9 protein-coding genes, 1 pseudogene and 1 riboswitch are annotated in these 8,057 nt (G+C 62.9%); of the genes and pseudogenes, 8 read left to right on the top strand and 2 right to left on the bottom strand.

Annotated elements, in window-relative coordinates:
- The 3 genes from EOD15_RS23390 to EOD15_RS23380 all read left to right on the top strand — a co-directional run.
- Positions 1 to 219: chorismate synthase (locus EOD15_RS23390; RefSeq protein WP_127408868.1), on the top strand; the 219-nt coding region annotated here is incomplete at its 5' end.
- A 118-nt stretch (positions 220 to 337) separates the two neighbouring features.
- Positions 338 to 1,438: a 3,4-dihydroxy-2-butanone-4-phosphate synthase gene (gene ribB / locus EOD15_RS23385; RefSeq protein ID WP_127322378.1), complete on the top strand. Its 1,101-nt coding sequence runs from the start codon at positions 338 to 340 to the stop codon at positions 1,436 to 1,438.
- Between the two features lie 33 nt (positions 1,439 to 1,471).
- Entirely contained in the window at positions 1,472 to 2,014 is a 543-nt protein-coding gene (locus tag EOD15_RS23380; RefSeq protein WP_127322377.1) for a GNAT family protein, read from the top strand.
- A 35-nt stretch (positions 2,015 to 2,049) separates the two neighbouring features.
- Here the strand turns inward: EOD15_RS23380 and EOD15_RS23375 are convergent, their stop codons facing one another.
- Entirely contained in the window at positions 2,050 to 3,273 is a 1,224-nt protein-coding gene (locus EOD15_RS23375) for an MFS transporter (protein WP_127322376.1), read from the bottom strand.
- A 121-nt stretch (positions 3,274 to 3,394) separates the two neighbouring features.
- Here EOD15_RS23375 and EOD15_RS23370 point away from each other — a divergent pair, with 121 nt between their 5' ends.
- Together EOD15_RS23370 and EOD15_RS23365 are read left to right on the top strand one after the other, a co-directional pair.
- Positions 3,395 to 4,003, top strand: a complete 609-nt coding sequence (locus EOD15_RS23370; RefSeq protein WP_127322375.1) for a TetR/AcrR family transcriptional regulator — start codon at positions 3,395 to 3,397, stop codon at positions 4,001 to 4,003.
- A 289-nt stretch (positions 4,004 to 4,292) separates the two neighbouring features.
- The gene (locus EOD15_RS23365) at positions 4,293 to 5,276 is read left to right on the top strand and encodes a hypothetical protein (protein WP_245463745.1); all 984 of its coding nucleotides are present in this window, start codon (positions 4,293 to 4,295) and stop codon (positions 5,274 to 5,276) included.
- A 122-nt stretch (positions 5,277 to 5,398) separates the two neighbouring features.
- Here EOD15_RS23365 and bluB read toward each other — a convergent pair.
- Positions 5,399 to 6,016, bottom strand: a pseudogene (gene bluB / locus EOD15_RS36920) (5,6-dimethylbenzimidazole synthase); the annotation flags it as partial.
- A 110-nt stretch (positions 6,017 to 6,126) separates the two neighbouring features.
- Positions 6,127 to 6,307: riboswitch (cobalamin riboswitch) on the bottom strand.
- A gap of 121 nt (positions 6,308 to 6,428) precedes the next feature.
- On the opposite strand from bluB, the gene EOD15_RS23355 reads away from it, so the two are divergent.
- From EOD15_RS23355 to EOD15_RS23345, 3 genes are all read left to right on the top strand, one after another.
- Positions 6,429 to 7,355 carry a histone deacetylase family protein gene (locus EOD15_RS23355; RefSeq protein WP_127321237.1) on the top strand — a complete coding sequence of 309 codons (927 nt, stop codon included), beginning with the start codon at positions 6,429 to 6,431 and terminating at the stop codon, positions 7,353 to 7,355.
- A 3-nt stretch (positions 7,356 to 7,358) separates the two neighbouring features.
- Complete coding sequence (locus tag EOD15_RS23350; RefSeq protein WP_127321236.1) at positions 7,359 to 7,610, top strand: exodeoxyribonuclease VII small subunit; 252 nt, start codon at positions 7,359 to 7,361, stop codon at positions 7,608 to 7,610.
- A 110-nt stretch (positions 7,611 to 7,720) separates the two neighbouring features.
- Positions 7,721 to 7,987 (top strand): DUF2277 domain-containing protein, encoded by a 267-nt coding sequence (locus EOD15_RS23345; RefSeq protein ID WP_027035955.1) that lies wholly within the window; start codon positions 7,721 to 7,723, stop codon positions 7,985 to 7,987.
- Positions 7,988 to 8,057 lie beyond the last annotated feature (70 nt).

Genomic DNA, 8,057 nt, shown 5'->3' with positions numbered 1-8,057 from the left:
GGCCAGGCGATCGTCGCTCGTTTCGCCGTCAAGCCGACCTCCTCGATCCTGACGCCGCGAAAGTCGATCGACAAGGACGGCAGGGACGTCGAGATCATGACCAAGGGTCGCCACGACCCATGCGTCGGCATCCGCGCCGTGCCGATCGGCGAAGCAATGGTTGCCTGTGCGATCGCCGACCACTATCTGCGGCATCGGGGACAGACGGGAAGGGAATAGGGGAATAGGGGAATAAGGGAATATGTTGCGCTCTTAGCGCGGCCGGCCAAATCTTTTTGCTTTTCCCTACTCCCGTACTGCCCTACTTCCTTATTCCCTGCGAGCAAAGCGAGCACTTATGCCTTACGACCAGAAGAAGATCGTCGAAGCCCTGCGTGCTTTCGAACGCGGCGAGATCGTCGTCGTCATGGATGATGACGGGCGCGAGAACGAAGGCGACCTGATCGTTGCCGCCGTCCACTGCACGCCCGAAAAGATGGCGTTCATCGTGCGCCACACCTCCGGCATCGTCTGCACGCCGATGCCGCGCGAAGAAGCCAAGCGGCTGAACCTTGCGCCGATGGTCGCCGACAACGATTCCGCCCATACCACCGCTTTCACCGTCAGCGTCGATTTCAAGCATGGCACCACGACGGGCATCTCGGCCGAAGATCGCACTTTGACCGTTCGAAATCTTGCCAACGGCAATGTCGGTGGCTCGGATTTCGTCCGCCCCGGCCACATCTTCCCGCTGATCGCGCGCGAAGGCGGCGTGCTGATGCGCTCCGGCCATACCGAAGCAGCGGTCGATCTGTGCAAGCTCGCCGGCCTGCCGCCGGTCGGCGTCATTTCCGAGCTGGTCAATGATGACGGCACCGTCAAGCGCGGCCCGCAGGTGCAGGCTTTCGCCGAGGAGCATGGGCTGAAGCAGGTTTCGGTTGCCGACCTCATCGCCTACCGGCAACGTAAGGAAACTCTGGTCGAACGCGTCGCTTGCTCGGAAATCGACACGCTCGGCGGCAAGGCACAGGTCTTCACCTACACGCTGCCGTGGGACTCCATGCACCACGTCGCGATCGTCTTCGGCGACATTCGTGACGGCGAGGAGGTCCCGGTGCGTCTGCATTCCGAGGATGTGGTGACCGATGTGTTCGGCACCAGTCACCGGCTCGACACCATTATGAAGGCAATGGGCGAGCGCAGGCGCGGCGTCATCGTCTATCTCAGAGAAGGTTCCGTCGGCGTTGCGCATCAGGAGCGCAAACGACCGGCAAGCGGCGACCACGAGGATCACGAAGAGGCTCGCCGCCGCGAAAACGAGTGGCGCGAGATCGGGCTCGGCGCGCAGATCCTCAAGGATCTCGGCATCTCCTCGATCAACCTGATCGCCTCGCGCGAACGCCACTATGTCGGCCTCGAAGGTTTTGGCATCCACATCGCCAAGACCGAGATCCTCTGAGCCTCCCGCCGATCCGGTTGCCGGAGAAGACGGATGAATGCGCCCCTGCCTTCCAGCCAGCGCAGCGAGCGGCTTTTGCTGCGCCGCCCGGCAGAGGCTGATCTGGATTTCCTAGCCGATCTCTTTTCGCGCGGGGAGCTTGTTGCGCATCGACCCGACCCTGTTCCGGATACAGCCCAGCAGAGCGCCGCGCGGCTGACGCGCGACATCGGTCATTGGGACAAGCACGGCTTTGGCCGCTGGGCAGTCGAGGCGGATGGAAAGTTGATCGGCTTCGGCGGCGTCACGGTATCGGCGGATTTCGACGGTCTGAACCTGTCCTATCATCTTCATCCGGCGGCCTGGGGACATGGCTATGCCACGGAATTGGTGATGGAAGCACTGCGCACCGCGTTCGGCCCCTTGCGTGCCGATCGGGTTGTCGGCCTCGTCCGCCCCGCCAATCCGGCCTCGCGACGGGTGCTGGAGAAATGTGGCTTCGCCTTCGAAAAAGAGGTGATGCTGCGCGGGGCGCCAACGATACTTTTGGCATTGGCGCACCCAGGAAAAGCCAATATTTCAGGCCCGGCCGCCTAAAGCGGCGCCCGGTCCTAAGGCCGGACGCGCCGGAACTATTCCGCGGCAATCGCGGCTGCTTCGCATCCGTCCATCTCGCACTCAGTCGTGGCAAGGCTGCGTTGGCCAAGCAGCACCGTGGCCAGTGCGATCGTGCCTGAAGCCACCGACACCCAGAACCCGCTCTGGGCGCCGAACGCATCCACCATCGCGCCGGCCGCGAACGAGCCCAGCGCCATGCCGATGCCGATGCCGGTCATGACCCAGGTGATGCCTTCGGTCAGCATCGCTTCCGGCACATGCCGCTCGATCAGGCCGAACGCGGTGATGAAGGTCGGCGAGATCGCCACACCGCTGATGAACACGGTCAGCGCCAGCAGTGGCACGGTGTCGGCGGTGAGCGGCAACAGCGTGCCGAGCGCGACGAGGGCGACTGCGATGGCCAGCTGGCGTTGCAGCGGCGCCTTCAGGCTGAGCGCGCCGACGACGATGCCGAGCACGAACGATCCCAGCGCATAAACGCTGATGACAAGGCTGGCGGCGCCGGGCTGGCCAAGCTCCTTGGTGATCGCCACGGTGGTGACTTCCGTCGTCGCGAAGGTTGCACCGATGAAGATCAGGGCGAGGGTGATGATCTGAACCGGCCGCAGGCGGATCGCCGAGCCGCTTGAGTTATGGTCGACCGGCCGCACCCGGGGCTCGGTCGAGCGTTGCAGGATGAAGGCCGCTGATCCGAATGCGAGAAATAATGTGCTCACCAGAACGCCGGCTTCCGGGAATAGGGCGGCACTCAGGCCGACCGATAGCGATGCCCCGGCGATATAGACCAGTTCATCGGCCACGGACTCGAAGGCGAATGCGGTGTTCATCTGCGGCCGCCCCCGGAAAATCTCCGTCCAGCGCGCGCGCACCATCGCAGGTATGCTTGGCATGGCGGCAGCCAGCAGTGACGATACGAACAGCGTCCAAACCGGCCAGTCCTGGTTGGCCGCCGCTATCAGGACTGCGAAAGCCAGCACCGCGATGATGGTGGTGGGCACCACGATTCGTGTCTGGCCCAGGCGGTCCACCAGTCTCGATATCTGCGGCGCGACGAAGGCGTTGGCCAGCGCGTATGTCGCCGAGACGGCTCCGGCCAGCCAGTATTCGCCACGCGTCTGCGACAGCATCGCCACGATGCCGATGGGCGCCATGGCGATCGGCAGGCGCGCCATGAAGCCGGCGGCCGCAAAGCCCTTGGCTCCGGGGGCACGAAAGATTTCCGCGTAGGGATTTTGCATCGGTTGGTTCCTCGACAAAGGACGATTGGACAATTACATACGGAGCGTATGATCATTAAATAGACCATACGTCGCGTATGTCAATTGGCATACGTTGCGTATGTGAATAGGGCCAGAAGCCATGCACAGACCCCGCAAGGAGATGATCGCCGAGACGCGCGCCAAGCTGATCGCGGCGGCCCGTCATGCCTTCGGCACAACAGGCTATGCGGAAGCCTCGATGGATGATTTCACCGCTTCGGCCGGGCTGACGCGCGGCGCGCTCTATCATCATTTCGGCGACAAAAAGGGGCTGCTGCAGGCGGTCATAGCCCAGATTGACGGCGAGATGGCGGCGCGCATCAATGAGGTCGCGTCGAGAGCGCCGACCCGTTGGCAACATTTCGTCGACGAGTGCTCGACCTATATCGAGATGGCGCTGGAGCCGGAAATCCAGCGCATCATGTTCCGGGATGGCCCGGCCGTGCTGGGGGATCCAGCGCAATGGCCGAATTGCAGTGCGTGCATCGCTTCAATGACCGACCATCTGACCGCGCTGCAGGAGGAGGGGGTCGTTGTCTCCAGCCTCGACCCCGAGACGGCCTCGCGACTGATCAACGGAGCGAGCAGCCAGGCAGCGCAACGGATCGCCAATTCGAGCGACCCCGAAGCGACGTCGAAGAAGGTGGTGACGGCGTTCAAGCAACTGCTCGAAGGCCTGCTCAAGAAGCCGGATCCGCACTCGAATTGAAGTTCTCACCGGAGCTTTCATGCCGGCAGCTGTTCACGATAGGAATTTTTTCTTGACTCCGTGCCCTCAGCTAAGGTACATATACGTCTATGGTGCTGATTTGCGCCAGTGACCCGCCGCACAGGCGGGTTTTTCGTTTGATGCTCCGTCAGCCTACGCGCCGGCGAAGGCTCCGAAGAAAACCCGTTAGCCCGAATTCGTCGCCCTTCGGCGCCAGAGGCCGGCAATTGACAATCGCCGGGTTGAGTCCATCCTCTTCCACCATCTCTGAGGCGGAGATTCGGGGCACATGTGGGATTTTGAGATCGGCCGGTCGGTGTCCATCATGATGCGGACCTGGCCGTTCATCGTCTTTCGCATGATCGTCTATTTCGGCATCACGCTGGGCTACATTATGGCAACCGGCACGGGCGCCTCCGTCGGCTATGGCGTTGGCCATATCTCCACCGATCCCGACGGGCCGCTGTCGTTTGCCCTGTGGGGCGGCGTGGTCGGTTTCGGCGTCGTCTCGATCGCCGTCTACTGGATCCGCGAATACATCCTCTATGTCGTCAAGGCCGGCCACATCGCCGTCATGGTCCATCTGATCGACGGCCGCGACATTCCCAGCGGCGAGGACCAGATCGCCTACGCCAGGGATATCGTCACCCAGCGTTTTGCCGAGGCCAACATCCTTTTCGTCGTCGATCAGCTGGTCAAGGGCGCCATCCGCGCCATCACCGGCCTGCTCGGCGGTATCGCCGCCTTCCTACCGATTCCGGGCCTGAGCGGTCTGGTCTCCTTCATCAACACGGTGATCCGCCTGTCGCTGACCTATGTCGACGAGATCATCCTCGGCTACAACATCCGCATCAACTCGTCCTCGCCGTTCGAGACGGCGCGGCAAGGCGTCGTGCTCTATGCGCAGAACGGCAAGGTCATGGTCAAGAACGCCGTCTGGCTGGCGGTCATCATGTGGGGCGTGTCGTTCATCATCTTTCTGCTGATGCTGGCGCCCGCCGGCGCCATTCTCTTCCTGATGCCCGGTCAACTCGCCGGCTGGGCCTTCGTGCTCGCCATCGTCTTCGCCTGGGCCTTCAAGGCAGCGTTCATCGAGCCCTTCGCCATCGCTTGCCTGATGCAGGTCTATTTCAAGACCATCGCGGGCCAGGTGCCGGATCCGGCCTGGGACGCCCGGCTGGCCGAGGCGTCGTCGAAGTTCAGGGAGCTCAAGGACAAGGCGCTCGCCTCCTTCGGCGGTTCGCCCTGGGGTACGGCCGGCGCCACACCCTGATCGGCCGGGCGGGTGATGTCTGGTGAGGCAGAAACGGTGTTGAGGCGCGCCACGGTGGATTTGAGCTGTGTCTCGCCTTGCCCGGAAAAGGTCTCGCTCATGATCAGCTCCGGCAGTGGCAGCCGCCGTCCCCAGCCATGCGTTTCAAGGTCCGGTTTGGGAGCGAACTCGGAAACACGGCCCACGCAGAGATAGGCGATCGGCGTTACGTGGTCCGGAATGGCCAACAGCCGCTTTAGCGCCTGCTCTTCGATGATGCTGACCCAGCCTACACCGACGCCCTCGGCACGCGCGGCCAGCCAGAAATTCTGCACCGCGCAGACGGTGCTGTAGAGATCCATCTCCGGATTGTGCCAGCGTCCCAGCGGTGAACCCTTCGAACGCTGCCTATCGCAGGTGATGCAGATGTTGAGCGCGCTCTCGCAGATGCCTTCCAGCTTGAGCTTGCGGTACAGCGCCTGTTTTTCCGCCTCGATCTCCGGCAGTTCCTGTTCGCGCGCGGCCAGGAACAGGTCGCGCACCCTTTCGCGTCGCTCGGTGTCACGAATGACAATGAAATTCCATGGCTGCATGAAGCCGACCGATGGCGCGTGATGGGCGGCAAGCAGCAGCCGCGCCAGCACGTCGTCATCGATCGCGGTGGGCAGGAAATGGCTGCGCACGTCGCGCCGCGTGAACATGGCGCGATAGACCGCATCGCGCGCATCCTGGTCAAATTCATCGTCAATGGCAGCGGTCATATGTTCCGGCATCGCTTGTCCCCTTGCGATTGCAGATTCAAAACTGTCAGAGCGTACTTTGTGCGTCCAAGTAGACGCACGTCGCTCTGATGCCACCCGCCTGACCATGCGGATGACAATGCCTGCCAGGCCGGTCTTCTGGCTTGGGATCAACCCGCGTCCGGTGCCTTCCCGTCATCGACAGTGGCATTTACCGGCGCGGTCCCCCTCACAGCGTTGGGCACGCCACGGAATTCAACCGTGTTCCCGATTCTCCCGCTTGCGGCGGGCACCAGGCAGTACCAGGGACCTTACGCCGAAGCGCCCGCGGGGCCAATGCTTGCAGCGACGCGAATGGACGCAGTCGCGATTTTCCCCAGTCATCGGCCGCCCGTGCATGGCCTTTGTCGATCCGGGTCACTAGATTAGGACGATGACCACCCGTCTCTACACCCATCCGATCTTCCTCGAGCATCTCACGCCGCCCGGACATCCCGAGCGGCCCGACCGCTTGCGTGCCATCGAGCGCGTGCTCGATGAGGAAGCCTTTGCCGGGCTCGATCGTATCCAGGCGTCGGAAGGCGACGAGGCCACCATCCTCTACGCGCATCCCGCCGATTTCGTCGCCCGTGTGCGCGCCGCCATTCCCGACGAGGGGATTGCCCGCATCGATGCCGACACCACTGCCAGTCCGAAGAGCTGGCAAGCGGCGATCACCGCGATCGGCGCCGCCAACGCCGCCGTCGATGACGTCTTTTCGGGCCGCGCCGACAACGTCTTCGTCGCCGCCCGGCCGCCCGGCCATCATGCCGAAAAGACCACCGCCATGGGCTTCTGCCTGTTCAACACGGCGGCGATCGCGGCGCGCTATGCGCAGAAGAAACACTGTGTCGAGCGCGTTGCCATCGTCGACTGGGACGTGCATCACGGCAATGGCACGCAGGACATTTTCTGGGACGATCCGTCGGTGCTCTATTGCTCGACACACCAGATGCCGCTTTATCCCGGCACCGGAGCGAAGAACGAAACGGGCGCCGGCAACATCGTCAACGCGCCGCTGGCGCCGCAGACTGGCAGCGAGGTGTTTCGCGATGCCTTCCTGTCGCGCGTCCTGCCCGCGCTCGACAATTTCGCGCCCGACCTGATTATCATTTCGGCGGGGTTCGACGCGCACCACCGCGATCCGCTGGCCGAGATCAATCTGACCGAGGATGATTTCGATTGGGCGACCGGCCAGCTGATGCAGCGCGCGGCACGCCACAGCGGCAACCGGCTCGTCAGCCTGCTCGAGGGCGGCTACGATCTGCAGGGATTGGCATTTTCGGTCGCCGCCCATGTCGGGCGACTGATGAAAGGATGAATGATGGCCGATGAGATCAACGAAGACGTCAAGGCGATGAGCTTCGAGCAGGCACTCGATGCGCTGGAGAAGATCGTCGATGATCTGGAGCGTGGCGACGTGCCGCTCGACCAGTCGATCAAGATCTATGAACGTGGCGAGGCGCTGAAGGCGCATTGCGACCGGCTGCTGAAGGCCGCCGAGGACAAGGTCGAGAAGATCAGGCTGTCGCGCGACGGCAAGCCGGTCGGAACGGAGCCGCTCGACGCGGATTGAGGCCCGGTCCGAACATAGGCTCGCCTCACCGGTTTTTGGACATGATCATGATCGAGGATATAACTCGTCCCGATTGAAACAGCTCAAGGACAAGAGGAGATACGGAAGCGATGTGCAGAAACATCAAGACCCTGTTCAATTTTGATCCGCCGGCAACCAATGACGAGGTGCGCGACGCGGCCCTTCAGTTCGTCCGCAAGCTGAGCGGAACGACGCGACCCTCGAAGCAGAACCAGCACGCCTTCGACCATGCCGTCGAAGCCATCGCGGCCTCGGCGCGCGAACTGCTCGATTCCCTGGAAACCCATCAGCATCCGCGTAATCGCGAAGAGGTGGCGGCCAAGCTGCGGGCAAAGGCGGCTATCCGCTTTGCCTGATGCGGCCAGGCGGCCTTCGACCACCGACAAGGAGAGTCCATGAGCTTCTTCCCCGGGAAAGACCCTGAGG

The sequence above is a fragment of the Mesorhizobium sp. M7A.T.Ca.US.000.02.2.1 genome, assembly GCF_003996995.1.
GTDB lineage: Bacteria > Pseudomonadota > Alphaproteobacteria > Rhizobiales > Rhizobiaceae > Mesorhizobium.
This window is presented reverse-complemented; position numbering and strand designations above follow the sequence as displayed.